The following is a 17,527-nucleotide window of genomic DNA, read 5'->3' as shown; positions in this document are numbered from 1 at the left end:
GGAGCCCGACATGCTCACCACCGACGCCCGTACCCTGCTCGACCTGCACCACGACCGCGCCGCGCAGCTGCGCGCGCAGGCCGCCGCCGACGGCCTCGCCCGCGCGGTGCGCGCGACCGGACGCCGGCACGCGCGCCGCCGGCAACGCCTCTGGGGCGCGCTGCGGCGGGCCCGGCTCGCCGCGTGAATCCGCTTGTCCCGGGTGGCATGCTTCGGGGTGTGACCGCCCACGCCAGCAGCGCCGTGCTGGTCGGCCGGGATGCCGACCTCGCGGCGCTGCGGGACGCGCTGAAGCGGGCCCGCAGCGCCGAGCCGGCCGCCGCGCTGGTCGGCGGCGAGGCCGGCGTCGGCAAGACCCGCCTGGTCGAGGAGTTCGCCCGGCTGGCCGCCGCCGACGGCGCGCGCGTGCTCACCGGGCAGTGCCTGGAGCTGGGTGAGGAGGGCCTGCCGTTCGCGCCGTTCGCGGCCGCGCTGCGCGAGCTGCTGCGCGCCGACGGCCCCGAGGCGTTCGGCGGCCAGGAGCGGCACTTCGCCCGGCTGCTGCCCGAGCTGGGCCCGGCCGACGCCGCCGACGTGCACCGCGGGCACCTGTTCGACCTCACGGCCGGGCTGTTCCAGCGGCTGGCCGAGCGCCGACCGCTGGTGCTGCTCGTCGAGGACCTGCACTGGGCGGACCGGTCGACGCGCGACCTGATCGGGTTCCTGGTGCGCTCGGCCCGGATGCCGCGGGTGCTGCTGCTGGCGACCTACCGCACCGACGAGCTGCACCGCGGGCACCCGCTGCGGCCGTTCCTCGCCGAGCTCGACCGGGTGCGCGGCGTCGAGCGGCGCGAGCTGGACCGGCTGGACCGCGACGGCACCGCCGAGATGGTCGGGCACCTGCTCGGCGCCGAGCCGGAGCCGCGCGTCGTCGACACCATCCACGAGCGCGCCCAGGGCAACCCGTTCTTCGTCGAGGAGCTGGTCGCGGGCGACCCGGACGGCTGCGGCGACATCCCGCAGACGCTGCGCGACCTGCTGCTGAGCCACGTCGACCGGCTGCCGGAGGAGGCGCAGCGGGTGCTGCGGGTCGCCGCCGTCGGCGGCTCCCGGTTCGGCCACGAGCTGCTGGTGCGCGTCGCCGGGGTGCCCGAGCCGGAGCTGGAGGGGGCGTTGCGCGCCGCGGTCGCCGCCCAGCTCGTCGTGGCCGATCCCGACGGGGGGTACGAGTTCCGGCACGCCCTGGTCCGCGAGGCGGTGCACTCCGACCTGCTGCCCGGCGAGCACGCCCGGCTGCACGGCCGGTACGCCGCCGCGATCGAGGCCGAACCCGACCTGGTGCCGATGGGCCGGGCCCCGGCCGAGGTGGCGCACCACTGGCACGCCGCGCACGACCGCCCGCGCGCCCTCACGGCCGCCCGCCGGGCCGCCGCGGCCGCCGCCGAGCGGTACGCGTACGCGGAGCAGTTCGGCCTGCTGGAGCGGGTGCTGGAGCTGTGGGAGCAGGTGCCCGACGCCGCCGAGCTGCTCGGCGTCGGCCACGTCGACCTGCTGGAGGAGACGGCGCTGGCCGCGATCGAGGCGGGCGACCACCAGCGGGCGCTGCGCCTGACCCGGGTGGCGCTGGCCGACCTGGACGCCGCGGCGGAGCCGCTGCGCGCCGCCCGGCTGCTGGTGCGCCGGGCGAAGCTGCTGCGCAACGCCGCCAAGAGTGACGGGGTGGCGGAGGCGCGGGAGGCGTACCGGCTGCTGTCAGGCGCGCCGCGCTCCGCCGAGCAGGTGGCGTTGCTCGCGGACGTCGCCGCGACGATCGCGGCCGCCGACCCCGACGGCGGCGGGCGCATCGCGCAGGAGGCGATGGCCGGCGCGGCGGTGCTCGGCGACGTGGCGCTCGAGGTGACGGCGACGATCACGTTCAGCCTGGTCTGCGACGACCGCATCCCGGCGCAGGAGGCCCTGGAGCGCACCCGCGCCGCCGCCGACCGGGCCCGCGCCGCGGGCAACCTGCCCAGCCTGGCGCACGCCCTGGTGAACGTGTCCGACCTGCTGTTCAGCCTGGGCCGGTACGCCGAGTCGGCCGAGGCGGCCGCCGAGGGGCTGCCGCACGCGCACCGGGTGGGCGTCTCCCGGACGACCGGGGTGTTCCTGCTGGCGAACCGGGCGGAGGCGCTGATGGCGCTGGGCCGCTGGGACGAGGCCGACGCCCTGTGCGCCGAGGCGGCCCGGTTCGACCCGCCCGGCACGCTGGCGCTGCCGTGGCTGCGGCTGCGCGCCCGGCTGCGGCTGGAGCGCGGCGCCGAGGGCGCGGACGCCCTGCTCGCCCGGGGCGCGGCGTTCCTGGCCCGGCCGTACGTGCGGCCGGAGGACTGGCTGACCCAGACGGAGCTGCAGATCCTGGCGGGCCGGCTGCCCGCCGAGGCGGCGCTGGCCAACCCGGCGGCGCTGGCGGTGCGCCCGCGCTACGCGTGGCCGCTGCTCGCGGTGGCCGCCGCCGGCGCGGCCGACCCGGCCACCCGGCAGGCGCTGGGCGCCGTCGCGGCGGCGACGCCGCACCGGTACCCGGCCGAGCACGCCTGGGCGGCGCAGGTCGCGGCGGCCCTGGGCGACGCCGGGCCGGACGCCTGGCGGGCCGCCGTCGCGGCGTGGCGCGCCGACGGCCAGGTGCACCCGCTCGCGGCGGCGCTGGTGTCGCTGGCGGAGTCCTGCGCGGCGCACGGCGACCGGCCGGGCGCGGCGGCCGCGCTGCAGGAGGCGGCGGAGCTGGCGGGCGGCCTGGCGGCGGCGCCGCTGCTCGACCGGGCCGCCACCCTCGGCCGGCGGCTGGGCCTGCGCCCGCGCGCCGCCGCCGACGAGCTGCTGACCGCCCGCGAGCGCGAGGTGCTGCGGCTGGTCGCCGAGGGGCACAGCAACGGCCGGATCGCCGAGCGGCTGTTCATCTCGCCGAAGACGGCCAGCGTGCACGTGTCGCGCATCATCGCCAAGCTGGAGGTGGCGAACCGGGTTGAGGCCGCCGCCGTGGCCCGCCGCCTCGGGCTGCTCGCCGACGGGTCGTAAGGGGACCGAAAGATCCACCAGCCGCCGCGGCGGCCGTCCGCGTCCTACGGTGGGCGCCATGTCCCGATCGACGAAGCTGCGCCTGCTGTCCGTCCTCGCCCTCGTCGCGGTCCTTGCCGCCGGCGCCGGCCTGTACCTGTTCCAGCCGTGGCGGCTGGTGACGAACCGCGAGGTGCAGGAGGCGCTGCCCGAGATCAGCGTTCCGGCGAGTACCCCGGCCAGTACGCCGGCCAGTGCGGCGCCGGCCGTCCGGCTGCTCGGCGGCGGGGCGTTCGTGTCGCACGAGCACGAGACCAGCGGCCGGGCCGAGCTGGTGCGCCTCGCCGACGGCCGGCACCAGCTGCTGCTGCGCGACCTCGACACGTCCGACGGCCCCGACCTGCGGGTGTGGCTCACCGACCAGCCCGTGCTGCCGGGGCGGCCCGGCTGGGACGTGTTCGACGACGGGCGCTGGGTGGAGCTGGACAGGCTGCGCGGCAACCGCGGCAACCAGGCCTACGACGTGCCCGCGTCGGTCGACGTCACGGGCCTGACCAGCGTGTCGATCTGGTGCAAGCGGTTCGCGGTGTCGTTCGGCGCCGCGCCGCTGTCCGCGGCCTGAGCGTCAGGCGGCGCGGGCGGCCAGGGCCTGCTGGTAGAGCCGGCCGGCCCGGTACGACGAGCGCACCAGCGGCCCGCTCATCACGCCGGCGAAGCCGATCTGCTCGGCCTCCTCCTTCAGCTCGACGAACTCCTCCGGCTTCACCCAGCGCTCGACCGGGTGGTGCCGCGGCGTCGGTCGCAGGTACTGCGTGATCGTGATCAGCTCGCAGCCGGCCTCGTGCAGGTCGCGCAGCGCCACGGAGATCTCGGCGCGCTCCTCGCCCATGCCCAGGATCAGGTTGCTCTTGGTGACCAGGCCGGCCGCGCGGGCCTGCGTCAGCACGCTCAGCGAGCGCTCGTAGCGGAAGCCGGGGCGGATGCGCTTGAAGATGCGCGGCACCGTCTCGACGTTGTGCGCGAGCACCTCGGGCGCCGCGCCGAACACCTCGGCGAGCTGGTCGGCGTCGGCGTTGAAGTCGGGGATGAGCAGCTCGACGCCGCAGCCCGGCTGGAGCTTGTGGATCTGCCGGACGGTCTCCGCGTACAGCCAGGCGCCGCCGTCGGGCAGGTCGTCGCGGGCCACGCCGGTGACGGTGGCGTACTTCAGGCCCATGGTGGCGACGGACTCGCCGACCCGGCGGGGCTCGTCGGCGTCGAACTCGGCGGGCTTGCCCGTGTCGATCTGGCAGAAGTCGCAGCGCCGCGTGCACTGGTCGCCGCCGATGAGGAACGTGGCCTCGCGGTCCTCCCAGCACTCGTAGATGTTGGGACAGCCCGCCTCCTGGCACACGGTGTGCAGGCCCTCGCGGGACACCAGGCCCCTGAGCTGCGTGTACTCCGGCCCCATCTTCGCCTTGACCTTGATCCACGGCGGCTTGCGTTCGATGGGGACCTCTGCGTTGCGCGCCTCGATGCGCAGCAGGCGGCGGCCTTCCGGAGCGATCGTCACATCTGCCAGGTTACGCCCGGGCGAACGGGACGGGCAGTCCAGGCGACGCGGCTCACGTGCGTGGCGGCGTGACGGCGGTCACGGTGCAAATCGCCGCGACACGGCCACGGCGGCCGCGCTACGGTCGGGCCTGCGGCGATGACGGAACCGAGTAGCGCCCCGATCCGCCGGCCGAGAGAGCCACCGGCAGCTGTGAGGGTGGCCCGAGCGCCGGGGCGCGAAGACACTCCCGAGCCGCGGCAACACCAATGAGGCGCCCGTGCCGGGCGCGAAGGTGTGGTGGCACCGCGAGGTTTCCCGCTCGCCCACACCCTCCTGGGGATCGCGTTGCGATTGTTCGAGGAGGTACCCACCGTGCAACGCATCCTGTCCACCGACCTGCCCGCCCACGTGGGGGAGAAGGTCCTCGTCGAGGGCCACGTCCACCGGGTGCGGGCGCTGAAGCGCGTCGCGTTCCTGATCGTGCGGGACCGGGCCGGGCTGGCCCAGGTCGTCGTCGGCCCGGCCGCGGGCCTGCCCGAGCAGACGGCGGTCGCCGTCGAGGGCACGGTCGTCGCGAACCCGGCGGCGCCCGCCGGGGCCGAGCTGCACGACGCGTCGGTACGCCCGCTCGGCGAGCCCGCCGCGCCGCTGCCGTTCGACGTGCACCGCCCGGCCCTGACGGCGACCCTGCCGACCCAGCTCGACCTGGCGGCGCTGGCGCTGCGGCACGCCGGGCGCGCCGCAGCGCTGCGCACGGCTGCGGCCGCGACGGCCGCGTTCCGGGCGGCGCTGGACGCCCGCGGGTTCACCGAGGTCCTCACGCCGAAGATCGTCGGCTCGGCCACCGAGTCCGGGGCCAACGTGTTCGCGCTCGACTACTTCGGCACCCCCGCCTACCTGGCCCAGTCGCCGCAGTTCTACAAGCAGACGCTGGTCGGCGCGCTGGAGCGGGTGTACGAGGTGGGCCCGGTGTTCCGCGCCGAGCCGCACGACACCGGCCGGCACCTGGCGCAGTACACGTCCCTCGACGCCGAGCTGGGGTTCGTTCGCGACCACACCGACGTGATGGCGGTGCTGCGCGACGTCGTGGCGGCGATGACCGCGGCCGTCGGCGGTCCGGAGGTGCCCGCGGAGATCCCGGTGGTGCACTTCACCGAGGCGCTGCGGATCGCGGGCGCGCCGGACGACGAGCCCGACCTGGCGCCGGCGCACGAGCGGGCGGTGGCCCGGTGGGCGGGCGGCGACTTCGTCTTCGTCACCGGCTATCCCATGCGCAAGCGGCCGTTCTACACCCACCCCGACCCGGCGCGCCCCGGGTACTCGAACAGCTTCGACCTGCTGTTCCGCGGGGTGGAGCTGGTCACCGGCGGGCAGCGGCTGCACCGGCACGCCGACTACCTGGCGGCGCTGGCCGCGCGGGGCGAGTCGCCGGAGCCGTACGCCGCGTACCTGGACGCGTTCCGGTTCGGGATGCCGCCGCACGGCGGGTTCGCGATCGGCCTGGAGCGGTTCGTGGCCCGGCTGCTGGGGCTGGGTAACGTGCGGGAGGCGGCGGCGTTCCCGCGCGACCGCACCCGGCTGACCCCGTAGGGCGTCAGTCGAGCAGGGTCGCCAGGTGACGCTCGACGATCGGCATCAGCTCGTCGACCGTCACCCGGCGGCCGCGCTCGGCGGTCAGCGAGGTGACACCCGCGTCGCGCAGCCCGCACGGCACGATGCGGTCGAACGCGCTCAGGTCGCAGTCGGCGTTGATGGCGAAGCCGTGCATGGTGACGCCGCGGGCGACGCGGATGCCCAGGGCGGCGACCTTGCGGTCGGGGCCGCGGTGATCGGCGCGGACCCAGGCGCCGCTGCGGCCCTCGATGCGCTCGGTCTCGACACCGACCTCGGCGCACACCGCCATCAGCAGGTCTTCGGTGCGGCGCACGAACGCCACCACGTCGACGGGCTCGGTGAGCCGGACGATGGGGTAGCCGACGAGCTGGCCGGGACCGTGCCAGGTGATCTTGCCGCCGCGGTCGACGTCGACGACGGGGGTGCCGTCGGTGGGGCGGTCCCACGGCTCGGTGCGCTTGCCGGCGGTGTAGACGCCGGGGTGTTCGAGCAGCAGGACGGAGTCGGGCTGCTCGCCGGCCACGACGGCCGCGTGCAGGCGCTTCTGGGCGTCCCACGCCTCGCGGTAGTCGATCAGCCCGGGCCGGATGACGCTGATCGCCGAGATGCCACTGGTCACGCCGCCAGCCTAGCTCCGCTCACCGGTGGTGGCGGAGTGCGTCACGCCACGTTCCAGAGCCACACGTCCTGCACCCGGGTAGGCGGTCCCCAGAGCAGGGTGGCGGTCTCGAAGACGGCGCCGTGGTTCACCGGGTAGAACGCGCCGCTGACCTGGTCGGCGAGGATCACCGTGCTGACGTTCCAGTACGCCAGGTCGGCGCGGGCGTTGGCCCGGTGCCCGTTGGTGATGGCCGGCACCCGGCCGGTCTTGGCGGCCCGGCCGAACACGACGGTCGTCGGCCGCTCGGGCGCGCCGATGCGGCCCTTCTCGTCGCGCCCGCCGGGGCCGAGGAAGTAGCCCGCGGGCAGGTGGAAGGCCTCCCGGCGGCCGGCGTCGGCGAGCGCGATGGCCTGCCAGCGCTGGCCGTCGGGGAAGTCGTCGGAGGTCAGCGGCAGCGGGGCGAGGGCGGTGCCGTCGGCGACGTACCGGCGCCACGTGCCCTCGGTGATGAACTGCGGGACGGGCGCGCGCTGGGCGTACAGCAGGGGGATGGGCGCGATCGGCAGCAGCGCGAGCACGAGGGCGGCCGCGCCGGCCACCCGGGCCCAGGCCTTCGGCGGGTCGGCGATGAGCCGGTGGGCGAGCAGTCCCAGCACGACGGTGACGACGCCGGTGACGACGAGCGCGAGCCGGGCCGGCAGGGCGGCGTCGAACAGCGGGACCTTGCCGAGCAGCGCGTACGGCAGCGGGATGTCGGTGACCTCGTTGCCGAGCTTGACCCGGGGGCCGAACGACAGCAGCGTGAACAGCCCGGCGGTGACGGCCAGGGCGGTCAGCGTGGCCCGGCGGCCGGGCGTCGCGCCGCGGCGCAGCAGCACCAGCGCGCCGATGACGACCAGCACGAGCGGCAGGCCGAAGAACGACGTCTCCTCGGTCGGGTTGGGGGCGAAGTCGCCGGCCATGCCGAACGCCCCGGCGAGCGACCGGGCGGGCCAGGCGACGTAGGCGAGCAGGTCCTCGGCGTGCACGGACTGCCGGAACCCGGTGCCCTTGAACGACTGCGGCCCGGCGAAGTGCAGCCACAGCGGGTACGCCAGCAGCGCCGCGGCCGTGACGGCGGCGACGCCGAGCGCGGCGAGCAGGGTGGGCAGGGCGGCGCGGGCCTCGGCCCGGCCGGCCGGGTGCAGCGCCCAGGTGCCGAGGAACACCCCGCAGGCGAGCGCGGTGAAGAACAGCCCCTCGGCGGCGACGGAGAACGCGATCGCGACCAGCACGCCGAGGATCAGGCCGTTGCGCAGCCACCGGCCGGGCGTGCGCAGGGTGAGGACCCGGCACAGCAGGACGGGCGCGACCCAGGCGGCGCTCCAGTTGAGGTGGCCGTTGGCGTGCGAGATGTAGCCGGGCGCGAAACCGCCGAACAGCCCGGCCAGCACGGCCGCGGCGGGGTGCACGGCGATGTGCCGGGTGAGCAGCCAGTACCAGGCGAACGCGCCGCAGGCGAGGTTGAGCGTGAGGATCGCGACGAACGACACCGACGGCCCGAACGCCATGGTGATCGGGGCGAACGCGAGCGCGTACACGGTGATCGACGTGTTGACGGCCAGGTTGACGCCGAGCGGGTTGTTGAGCACGTCGGCGTAGAACGGGTCGGCGCCGTGGGTGACGACCCAGCTGCCGTAGCCGAGCAGCCACTCGAAGAAGGCGTGGTCGCCGGAGTTGTTGCCGATGGTGTGGTTGACCGGGTCGGCCCAGATGTCGTGGGTGATCCACAGGGCGAGGGCGAGCGAGCCCAGCGCCATCGCGGCGTCGACGGGCAGGCGGCGCCGCCACGGCCGGGTGGCGGGGCGGTCGACGGCCGCCGGTTCGCTCGGCTGCGCTTCGGCGGGGGCGACTGCGGTCACGGGCGGCAGGCTACCAAGCGCGGGCGGTGGTCGCCCACGGCGGCGGCGACACGCCGTGGCTTGACCCAGCTATTGAAAATGACTACCAATTGCACCATGAAAATCGCCTTCGTCGGGAAGGGCGGCAGCGGCAAGACCACGCTCGCCGCCCTCTTCGCCCGCCACCTGGCCGCGGACGGCGCGCCGCTGCTGGCCGTCGACGCCGACATCAACCAGCACCTCGCCGCCGCGCTCGGCGCCACCGAGGACGAGGCCGTGCTCCTGCCCGCCCTCGGCGACCACCTGAGCGAGATCAAGGAGTACCTGCGCGGCGACAACCCGCGCATCGGCTCCGCCGCCGCCATGGTCAAGACCACGCCGCCGGGCCGCGGCTCCCGGCTGGTCGGCGTCACCACGCCCAACCCGCTGTACGACCGGCTCGTGCGCACCGTCGGCGGCGTCCGGCTCGCCGTCACCGGCCCGTTCGCCACGTCCGACCTGGGCGTCGCCTGCTACCACTCCAAGGTCGGCGCCGTCGAGCTGCTGCTCAACCACCTCGTCGACGGCCCCGGCGAGTACGTCGTCGTCGACATGACCGCCGGCGCCGACTCGTTCGCGTCCGGCCTGTTCACCCGGTTCGACGCCACGTTCCTGGTCTGCGAGCCCACCCGGCGCAGCGTCGGCGTCTACCGCCAGTACGTCGGCTACGCCCGCGACCACGGCGTCGCCGTGCACGTCGTCGGCAACAAGGTCGAGAACTCCGCCGACGAGGCGTTCCTGCGCGAGCACGTCGGCGCCGACCTGCTCACCTGCCTCGGCCGCTCCGGCTGGGTCCGGGCGGGCGAGCGCAGCGGCGCCCAGCCGCTCGGCGCGCTGGAGCCGGCCAACCGGGCCGCCCTGGAGGTGCTGCGCGGCGCCGCCGACGCCGCCGTCAAGGACTGGCGGCGCTACCTCGACCAGGCCGCCGAGTTCCACCGCCGCAACGCCGCCGCCTGGGCCAGCGCCAAGGCCGGCGAGGACCTGACCCGCCAGATCGACCCAGAGTTCACGCTCACCGGAAGGTAGACCCATGTCCCTGGACGTCCCCACCGCACTGCTCGCCAAGGCCGAGGCCGGCGACGTCGGCGACGCCGAGTTCGTCGACTGCGTGCGCCGCTCCCTGCCGTACGCCTGGCAGGTCGTCTCCGACGTGGCCGGGCGGGTCGCCGCGCCGTTCGCGGACCACGCCGAGCCCCCGCCCACCGAGGCCGAGCGCGGCCAGCTGCTGCGGGCGCTGGCCAGCGACGCCATCCGCGGCGGCCTGGAGCGGCACTTCGGCGTGAAGCTCGCCTTCCAGAACTGCCACCGGGTGGCCGCGTTCCCGCTGTCCGAGGTCGGCGGCGACACCTACCGGCGGTTCGTCTCGCCGCGCAACCAGCTGCTCAACCAGTCGCCGGAGCTGCGCGACTGCTGACGCGGGGACCGGGGGTGGCTCAGCCCGCCAGGGCCGCCCCCAGCGCCTCCTCGACCGTCGTGTGCCGCCACGTGAACCCGGCCCGGCTCAGCACGCCCGGGCGCACCCGCTGGCTGCGCAGGGCCTCGCCCGCGAACTCGCCCAGCAGCACCCGCAGCCCCACGCCCGGGATCGGCATGATCGCCGGGCGGTGCAGCCGCCCCGCGAACGCCTCGGTGAACCGGGCGTTGCGCACCGGCTCCGGGCCGACCAGGTTCACCGGGCCGTGGATGTCGTCGCGCTCCAGCACGAACACCACCGCGGACACCCAGTCCTCCAGCGAGATCCACGGCACCCACTGCCGGCCGCTGCCCAGCTTGCCGCCCACGCCCAGCTTGAACGGCAACAGCTGCGGCTTGAGCAGGCCGCCCTTGGCGTCCAGCGGCAGGCCGGTGCGCAGCAGCGCCACCCGCACCCCCGCGTCCTCCGCCGGGCGCACCGCCGCCTCCCACACCCGGCACACGTCGGCGAGGAAGCCGGCGCCCGCGGGCGCGTCCTCCTCGACCGGGGTGTCGCCCGTGTCGCCGTACCAGCCGACCGCCGAGCCCTGCAGGAACACCCGCGGGCGCTGCTCCGGCGGCAACTGCGCGATCGTCGTGGCCAGCAGCGTGGTCGGCTCGACCCGGCTGGTGCGGATCTCGTCCTTGTAGCCGGGCGTCCAGCGCTTGTCGCCCACGCCGGCGCCGCCGATGTTGACGACCGCGTCCGCGCCCTGCACCCGCGCCGGGTCCAGGTGGCCCGCCGCCGGGTTCCAGCCCAGCTCGTCGGGGGCGGCCGGCTTGCGGCGCACGAGGCGCGTCACCTCGTGGCCCTCGGCCCGCAGCCGCTCGACCAGGGGGATGCCGAGGAAGCCGGACGCGCCGGCCACGATGATCCGCATGCCCCCATCATTCCCCGCCACGCGGGCCGGCATGCGAAAGGCGCCCGGCCGGAGCCGGGCGCCTTCGTCACAACCGCGTCACGCGCGTCGATTCACGCGCTGAGGCCCAGCTCGCCCTCGAAGTGACCGCCCTCGAGCCGCTCCTTGATGGTGACCAGGAAGCGGGCCGCGTCGGCGCCGTCAACGATCCGGTGGTCGTACGACAGGGCCAGGTAGACCATCGAGCGCGGCAGGATCAGCTCGCCCAGGTTCGGGTCGTCCACGACCACGGCGCGCTTGACCACCGAGCCGGTGCCGAGGATGCCGACCTGCGGCTGGTTGATGATCGGCGTGTCGAACAGCGCGCCGCGGCTGCCGGTGTTGGTCAGCGTGAACGTGCCGCCCGACAGCTCGTCCGGGCTGATCTTGTTGCTGCGGGTGCGCTCCGCCACGTCGGCGATCCGCTTGGCCAGGCCCGCCAGGTTGAGGTCGCCCGCGTCCTTGATGACCGGCACGACCAGGCCCTTGGGGGTGTCCACCGCGATGCCCAGGTGCTCGCCGTCGTGGTACGTGACGGTGCCGGCCTCCTGGTCGATCGAGGAGTTGACCACCGGGTGCTCGCGCAGCGCCTCGACCGCGGCCAGGGCGAAGAACGGCAGGAAGGACAGCTTCACGCCGTGCTTGGCCACGAACGCCGCCTTGGCCTCGTTGCGCAGCCGGGAGATGCGGGTGACGTCGACCTCGACGACCGTGGTGAGCTGCGCGGAGACCTGCAGCGACTCGACCATGCGCCGGGCGATCGTGGCGCGGATGCGGGTCAGCTTCTCCGTGCGGCCGCGCAGCGGGCTCGGGGCCGGCTTCGGCTTGGCGGCGGGCGCCGCCTCGGACGCCGCGGACGCCGCCGCCGGGGCCGGGGCGGCCTTCGCCGCGGCGGCCTTCTCGGCGGCCTCCAGCACGTCCTGCTTGCGGATGCGGCCGCCGACACCGGTGCCGGTGACCGACGACAGGTCGACGCCCTTGTCGGCGGCGAGCTTGCGCACCAGCGGCGTCACGTAGCCGGCGTCGTCGGCGCCGCCGTTCTGCTGCACGGCCTCGGGCGCGGGCGCCGCCGCGGGCGCCGGCGGCTCCGCCGGGGCGGGCCTGCCCTGCTCGACCTCGGGGGCCGGGCCGGCGTACGACTCGCCCAGCTCGGTGGCCTGGCGCGGGGCGGGAGCCGGCGCCGACTCGACCTTGGGCGCCTCCTCCTGCTTCGGGGCCTCCTGCTTCGGGGCCTCGGCCTGCGGCTTCGGCTGCTCCGGGGCGGGCGCCGCGGCCGGGGCCGCGTCGGCCGAGCCGATGATCGCCAGCTCGGCGCCGACGTCCGCCGTCTCGTCCTCCTGGACCTTGATCTCGAGGACGGTGCCGGCCACCGGCGACGGGATCTCGGTGTCGACCTTGTCGGTGGACACCTCGAGCAGCGGCTCGTCGACCTCGATCGAGTCGCCGACCTGCTTGAGCCAGCGGGTGACGGTGCCCTCGGTGACGCTCTCGCCGAGCGCCGGCATCTTCACCGCGGTGCCCTCGGCGGACCCGCCGGAGGACTGCTGGGCGGCCTGCGGCGCGGGCTGCTCCTCCTCGACCGGCTTCTCGGTCGACGGCTGGGTGGGCGCGGGCGGCTCGGGCTCGGGCTGCGACTCGGGCTCGGGCTGCGACTCCTGCTGCTTCTGCTCCGGGGCGGGCGCGGAACCCGCGTCCTCGCCCTCGCCGGCGATCACCGCGAGCTCGCTGCCGACCTCGGCCGTCTCGTCCTCGCCCACGACGATGCGCGACAGCACGCCGGCGGCCGGCGACGGGATCTCGGTGTCGACCTTGTCGGTCGACACCTCCAGCAGCGGCTCGTCCGCCTCGACCCGCTCGCCCTCCTGCTTGAGCCAGCGGGTGACGGTGCCCTCGGTGACACTCTCACCGAGCCGCGGCATGGTGACCGATACCGGCATGTCTTCGAACTCCTTCGTTGCCGAGTGAACGGTGGAAGCGATCAGGCGTGCGCGTGCAGCGGCTTGCCGGCCAGGGCCAGGTGGGCCTCGCCGAGGGCCTCGTTCTGCGTCGGGTGCGCGTGCACGAGCTGGGCGACCTCGGCGGGGTAGGCCTCCCAGTTGTAGATCAGCTGGGCCTCGCCGATGAGCTCGCCGACGCGGGCGCCGACCATGTGGACGCCGACGACCGGGCCGTCCTCGACCCGCACCAGCTTGATGAAGCCGGCGGTCTTGAGGATCTGCGACTTGCCGTTGCCGCCGAGGTTGTAGTTGTACGTCGAGACCTTGTCGGCGCCGTACTGCTCCTTGGCCTTCGCCTCGGTGAGGCCGACGGAGGCCACCTCGGGGTCGGAGTAGGTGACCCGGGGGATGCCCGCCTCGTCGATGACCGCGGGGTTGAGCCCGGCGATCTCCTCGGCGACGAAGATGCCCTGCTGGAAGCCGCGGTGGGCCAGCTGCAGGCCGGGCACGATGTCGCCGACGGCGTAGATGTTGCCGACGCCGGTGTGCAGGCGCTCGTTGGTGATGACGAAGCCGCGGTCGAGCGTGACGCCCTGCTCCTCGTAGCCCAGGTCCTTGGTCGTCGGGCCGCGGCCGACGGCGACCAGCAGGATCTCGGCCTCGACGGTCTCGCCGCCCTGGATGGTGGCGCGCACGCCGTTGTCGGTCAGCTCGACCTTCTCGAACGGCTTGCCGACCTTGAAGTTGATCTTCCGCTTGCGGAACGCCCGCTCGACGGCCTTCGAGATCTCCTCGTCCTCGGCCGCGACGAGCCGGGGCAGCGCCTCCAGGATCGTCACGTCGGCGCCGAACGAGCGCCACACGCTGGCGAACTCGCAGCCGATGACGCCGCCGCCCAGCACGATCGCGCTGCTCGGCACGTGGTCGAGCTTGAGCGCGTGATCGCTGGTGATGACCCGCTTGCCGTCGACCTCGAGGCCGGGCAGGCTGCGCGAGTAGGAGCCGGAGGCCAGCACGACGTTGCGGCCCACGTAGCGCTTGCCGTCGACCTCGACGGCGTCCTTGGCGACCAGCTTGCCGGCGCCCTGCACCACGGTGATCTTCGGCTGCTTGAGCAGGCCCTGCAGGCCCTTGTACAGCCGGGCGACGACGCCGTCCTTGTAGGCGTTGACGCCGGCCATGTCGATGCCGACCAGGTCGGCCTTGACGCCGAACTGCTCGCTCTCGCGGGTCTGGTCCGCCACCTCGGCGGCGTGCAGCAGCGCCTTGGTGGGGATGCACCCGCGGTGCAGGCAGGTGCCGCCGAGCTCGGCCTTGTCGATCAGCGCCACCGACAGGTCCAGCTGCGCGGCGCGCAGGGCCGCGGCGTAACCACCGCTGCCGGCGCCGAGGATGACTACGTCGAAGGTTCCGCCGTCCGGCTGGCTCACAACACACTCCCGGGTCGCGTTCGCCTCCGGGTGGGTTGCACCGCGGAAACGGTCACACAGCTGTCCCGGCCATCTTGTCACTTGTGGAACCCCTTGGCGCACCGAGGTGCCCAACGACACGAGATCAGCACAGCGGCGCCGCGTACCCTTGCCGCAGTCGAGCGTGACGGTGGGAGGGGGAGACGCCCGGTGGCGTGGTTCCGACGGCGCAAAGCCGCATCCGGTCCGGGTGGCCGCCCGGCGAATCGTGCCGACATCGAGCATCTCGCGGAGTTTGTCCGGTCCCGGCGTGGCGTCGAGGCGTTCATCGAGCCGAAGACCACCGTCACCGAGACGACCGTGCTGCTCATCGCCCACGACGGCGAGTGGACCCGCCGGCGCGTCGACTCCGAGGAGAGCGCCCGCCGCTTCGCCCACAAGCTCGCCATCCCGGTGTACGACGTGCGCCTGATGGGCTACCCGCAGCGGATGCGCGACTACAACGAACGGCGCAAGCGCCGCCCCGACTCGGTCTGAGCCGGGGCGGCGTCCGCGCGGGTCAGCGGGCCGGCAGCGGCGGCGGCGGGTCCACCGCGATGCCGGTCCAGGCCGGCCCGGAGAAGTTGCCCGAGGCGTCGAAGGCGCGGATCGTCACCTGGTAGGTGCCGAAGCCGCGGTACGGCACGTAGGCCGTCGTGCCTGCCACGGACGTGATCACGGTGCCGTTCAGCCGCACCTCGTAGCCCGCGACCTGCACGTTGTCGGTCGACTCGGCCCAGCTGACCTGGAACCAGGCGGACCCGCCGCCGCCGTTGATGCGCGGCTGCGCCGGCACGCTCGGCGGGACCGGGTCGCCGCCCGGGCCGCCGCGGTACACCAGCGGCGACAGGTTGCCCGCGGCGTCGAACGCCCGGACCGCGTCCAGCATGACCATCGGCGGCGGCACGGGGGTGGTGCGGCTGGTCTCGGTCGTGGTCGCCACCAGGCGGCCGTTCTGGAAGACGTGGTAACCGGCCACGTCGGCGTCGGCGGGCGCGTCCCACGAGTACGTGACCGTGCCCGGGCCGGTGAAGTCCATCCGGAAGTTCGCCGGTGCGCCCGGCGGGACGACGTCGCGGGTTGGTGCAGTGCCGCCGCAGGCCGCGCCGTCGACCCGGCAGTCCACCGGCTCGCCCCGGCCCGCGGCGACGAAGCTGAAGCTCGTGGTCGAGCGGGCCGGCAGCGGCGCCGCCCAGCTCGGCGGGGTGAACACGTACCGGGTGCCCGAGCGGGTCATCGTGGCGTTCCACGCGCTGCTGATCGTGGTGGGCGCGGCCAGCTCCAGGTCGACCCGCCAGGTGGTGACGGCCCACGGCAGGTCGTTGCGGACGGTGATGGTGCCGATGTAGCCGGTGTCCCAGACGCTGTCCTTGCGGAAGTCACCGGTGGCGGCCTGGGCGGGTGCGGCGGGCAGGACGACGGCGGCGACGGCGGCGAGCAGCGCCGCCCCCGCCAGCCGGGCGAGGCGGCCCAGAGATCGAGTCATGTCGACACGTTAAGGGGTGCGGCCCCGTCGGGGATGCCCGAAAGGGCCGCGCCCCGCGCACGGTCAGCCGTTGGCCGCCACGTCGTCGACCAGCGCCAGCAGGGTGCGCACCGGCACGCCCGTGCCGCCCTTGCTCCAGTAGCCGGTGGGCTCGCCCGAGTGGTACGACGGCCCGGCGATGTCGATGTGCGCCCAGCCGACGCCCTCGGCCACGAACTCGCGCAGGAACAGCCCGCCCTGCAGCATGTGCCCGCCGCGGTCCATGCCCTGCGCCACCTGCGTGATGTCGGCGATGTCGGAGTCCATGCCCTTGCGCACGTCGTCCGGCAGCGGCATCGGCCACGCCGGCTCGCCGACGGCCTCGCCGGCCGCCTTGACCCGCTCGCACACCTCGGGGGTGCCCATGACGCCGGCGATGCGCTTGCCCAGCGCGACGACCTGCCCGCCGGTCAGCGTCGACGTCTCGAACAGGTAGTCGCAGCCGTCCGCGCACGCCCGCCCGATGCCGTCGGCGAGCACCATGCGGCCCTCGGCGTCGGTGTTGAGCACCTCGACGCGCTTGCCGCCGAACATGGTGATGACGTCGCCCGGCCGGTACGCCGACCCGGACGGCATGTTCTCGGCGATGCACAGGTAGCCGGTGACCGGCACCGCCGGCTTGAGCGCGGCAACGGCCAGCATCGTGGCGGCCACGGCGGCCGCCCCGGCCATGTCCGACTTCATCTCCCACATGCCCTGCGCGGGCTTGATGCTGATGCCGCCGGTGTCGAACGTGATGCCCTTGCCGACCAGCGCGACCCGCTTGGCGCCCTCGGCGGCGGCCTCCGGCGTGTACGCCAGGCGCACGAACCGCGGCTTGGCCTCCGAGCCCTGCCCGACGGCGACGATGCCGCCGTACCCGCCGGCCTGCAGCGCCTCGAAGTCGAGGACCTCGACCTCCAGGCCGGCCTCCGTCGCCGCGGCGGCCACCGCGTCGGCGAACGCGGGCGGGCGCAGCTCGTTCGGGGCGGTGTTGACCCAGTCGCGGGTGCGGGCGACCGCCGCGGCCACCACCGGCGCCCGGCGGGCCTCGGCGGCGACCGCGGCGTCGGCGGCGTCCGGCACGACCACCCGCACCGCGCCGACGGGGGAGCGGCGGCCCGGCTGCGGCTTGGTCTTGTAGCCGGCGAACCGGTACGCGCCCAGCAGCGCGCCCTCGGCCACGGCGCGCACGGCGTCCGGCGCGGCCTCGTCGTCGGGCAGCGGCAGCGCCAGCGCCACCGTGGCGCTGCCGGCGAGCGCGCGCACCGCCGTGCCGGCCGCCCGGCGCAGCACCTCGGGCGCGGGCGCGGCACCGGTCGGCTCGGCGCCCAGGCCGACCGCCACCACGAGCGGGGCGGTCACGGTGCCCAGGGTGGCGAGCTTCGTCACCTCGCCGGCCGCGCCCGTGGCGCCGAGCAGCACCAGCGTCGACGTCAGCCGCCCGTCGAAGGCGGCGGTCACGCTCTCCGCGCCGGAGGCGATCAGCGGCTCGCCGCCGTCGGGGCCGGCGGAGTGCAGGCCGATCACGACGGCGTCGACGGGCAGCTCGGCGGGGTCGGTGTCGACCAGGTCGATGGTGGTGGCGGGCTGGGTCACTCAGTTCT

The 17,527-nt window shown here is 75.1% G+C and carries 15 protein-coding genes; 7 read left to right on the top strand and 8 right to left on the bottom strand.

Features of this window, described 5'->3' with window-relative positions; translation table 11 throughout:
* The first annotated feature begins 10 nt into the window (after positions 1–10).
* The 3 genes from Sya03_RS14525 to Sya03_RS14515 are packed head-to-tail and all read left to right on the top strand — an operon-like array spanning position 11 to position 3,634.
* The gene (locus tag Sya03_RS14525; RefSeq protein ID WP_203938816.1) at positions 11–187 is read left to right on the top strand and encodes a hypothetical protein; all 177 of its coding nucleotides are present in this window, start codon (positions 11–13) and stop codon (positions 185–187) included.
* Between the two features lie 32 nt (positions 188–219).
* Positions 220–3,033: an ATP-binding protein gene (locus tag Sya03_RS31555; RefSeq protein ID WP_275411448.1), complete on the top strand. Its 2,814-nt coding sequence runs from the start codon at positions 220–222 to the stop codon at positions 3,031–3,033.
* 58 nt (positions 3,034–3,091) lie between these two features.
* Positions 3,092–3,634: a DM13 domain-containing protein gene (locus tag Sya03_RS14515; protein WP_203938814.1), complete on the top strand. Its 543-nt coding sequence runs from the start codon at positions 3,092–3,094 to the stop codon at positions 3,632–3,634.
* A 3-nt stretch (positions 3,635–3,637) separates the two neighbouring features.
* On the opposite strand, the gene lipA is transcribed toward Sya03_RS14515, so the two are convergent.
* Entirely contained in the window at positions 3,638–4,573 is a 936-nt protein-coding gene (gene lipA / locus Sya03_RS14510; RefSeq protein WP_370872152.1) for a lipoyl synthase, read from the bottom strand.
* 345 nt (positions 4,574–4,918) lie between these two features.
* Between lipA and aspS the strand changes: the two genes are divergently transcribed.
* Entirely contained in the window at positions 4,919–6,136 is a 1,218-nt protein-coding gene (gene aspS, locus Sya03_RS14505; protein ID WP_203938812.1) for an aspartate--tRNA(Asn) ligase, read from the top strand.
* Positions 6,137–6,140: 4 nt separating this feature from the next.
* Here aspS and lipB read toward each other — a convergent pair whose 3' ends face one another.
* Both lipB and Sya03_RS14495 read right to left on the bottom strand, forming a co-directional pair.
* Positions 6,141–6,779, bottom strand: a complete 639-nt coding sequence (lipB, locus tag Sya03_RS14500; protein WP_203938811.1) for a lipoyl(octanoyl) transferase LipB — start codon at positions 6,777–6,779, stop codon at positions 6,141–6,143.
* Between the two features lie 41 nt (positions 6,780–6,820).
* Complete coding sequence (locus Sya03_RS14495) at positions 6,821–8,560, bottom strand: DUF6311 domain-containing protein (RefSeq protein ID WP_370872153.1); 1,740 nt, start codon at positions 8,558–8,560, stop codon at positions 6,821–6,823.
* 198 nt (positions 8,561–8,758) lie between these two features.
* Between Sya03_RS14495 and Sya03_RS14490 the strand changes: the two genes are divergently transcribed.
* Positions 8,759–9,706 carry an ATP-binding protein gene (locus Sya03_RS14490; RefSeq protein ID WP_203938809.1) on the top strand — a complete coding sequence of 316 codons (948 nt, stop codon included), beginning with the start codon at positions 8,759–8,761 and terminating at the stop codon, positions 9,704–9,706.
* A 4-nt stretch (positions 9,707–9,710) separates the two neighbouring features.
* On the top strand, positions 9,711–10,094 hold the full coding sequence (locus tag Sya03_RS14485; protein WP_203938808.1) for an SCO5389 family protein: 384 nt from the start codon (positions 9,711–9,713) through the stop codon (positions 10,092–10,094).
* A 19-nt stretch (positions 10,095–10,113) separates the two neighbouring features.
* Here Sya03_RS14485 and Sya03_RS14480 read toward each other — a convergent pair whose 3' ends face one another.
* The 3 genes from Sya03_RS14480 to lpdA form a co-directional block, all read right to left on the bottom strand.
* Complete coding sequence (locus tag Sya03_RS14480; protein ID WP_203938807.1) at positions 10,114–11,013, bottom strand: TIGR01777 family oxidoreductase; 900 nt, start codon at positions 11,011–11,013, stop codon at positions 10,114–10,116.
* A gap of 92 nt (positions 11,014–11,105) precedes the next feature.
* Positions 11,106–12,968 (bottom strand): 2-oxoglutarate dehydrogenase, E2 component, dihydrolipoamide succinyltransferase, encoded by a 1,863-nt coding sequence (sucB, locus tag Sya03_RS14475; protein WP_203938806.1) that lies wholly within the window; start codon positions 12,966–12,968, stop codon positions 11,106–11,108.
* Between the two features lie 41 nt (positions 12,969–13,009).
* Complete coding sequence (gene lpdA / locus Sya03_RS14470; protein WP_203938805.1) at positions 13,010–14,398, bottom strand: dihydrolipoyl dehydrogenase; 1,389 nt, start codon at positions 14,396–14,398, stop codon at positions 13,010–13,012.
* A gap of 189 nt (positions 14,399–14,587) precedes the next feature.
* Between lpdA and Sya03_RS14465 the strand changes: the two genes are divergently transcribed.
* The gene (locus Sya03_RS14465) at positions 14,588–14,914 is read left to right on the top strand and encodes a hypothetical protein (RefSeq protein ID WP_203938804.1); all 327 of its coding nucleotides are present in this window, start codon (positions 14,588–14,590) and stop codon (positions 14,912–14,914) included.
* Between the two features lie 22 nt (positions 14,915–14,936).
* On the opposite strand, the gene Sya03_RS14460 is transcribed toward Sya03_RS14465, so the two are convergent.
* On the bottom strand, positions 14,937–15,902 hold the full coding sequence (locus Sya03_RS14460) for a cellulose binding domain-containing protein (protein WP_203938803.1): 966 nt from the start codon (positions 15,900–15,902) through the stop codon (positions 14,937–14,939).
* 63 nt (positions 15,903–15,965) lie between these two features.
* Positions 15,966–17,519 carry a leucyl aminopeptidase gene (locus tag Sya03_RS14455; RefSeq protein WP_203938802.1) on the bottom strand — a complete coding sequence of 518 codons (1,554 nt, stop codon included), beginning with the start codon at positions 17,517–17,519 and terminating at the stop codon, positions 15,966–15,968.
* Positions 17,520–17,527 lie beyond the last annotated feature (8 nt).

This window comes from Spirilliplanes yamanashiensis, assembly GCF_016863475.1.
In the GTDB taxonomy this organism is placed as follows: Bacteria; Actinomycetota; Actinomycetes; order Mycobacteriales; family Micromonosporaceae; genus Spirilliplanes; species Spirilliplanes yamanashiensis.
This window is presented reverse-complemented; position numbering and strand designations above follow the sequence as displayed.